The 255-nt window shown below is 58.8% G+C and carries 1 protein-coding gene; it reads left to right on the top strand.

The window, feature by feature from the left end:
• Nucleotides 1-255: toxin VasX (locus JOY50_RS28850; RefSeq protein ID WP_243056212.1), on the top strand; the 255-nt coding region annotated here is incomplete at both ends.

Genomic DNA, 255 nt, shown 5'->3' with positions numbered 1-255 from the left:
CTGTGGCGGGTAGCCTGCATATCTCGGCGAAGATGGGCCTGCGCACTTTGCGCATGGGTTACCTGTATGTGCTGCTCGATCAGCAGGTCTGGCATGCCTACGAAGTCAGCGAACAGGGCCACCTGCGGCGCTTCAACCCCTACGAACCGTCAGACGGCCTACCCGCGTCGCTGCCCGAAAAATGCGTGAATGAAAACCACGACATTCCTTCATCCTTCCTGAACATCGATACCGACCGCTATGGCAGCGCTTGGC

The organism is Pseudomonas sp. BP01 (assembly GCF_022760795.1).
GTDB classification, from domain to species: domain Bacteria; phylum Pseudomonadota; class Gammaproteobacteria; order Pseudomonadales; family Pseudomonadaceae; genus Aquipseudomonas; species Aquipseudomonas putida_Q.
Note: the sequence above shows the minus strand (reverse complement) of the source record. Positions and strands in the feature narration are given on the sequence as shown.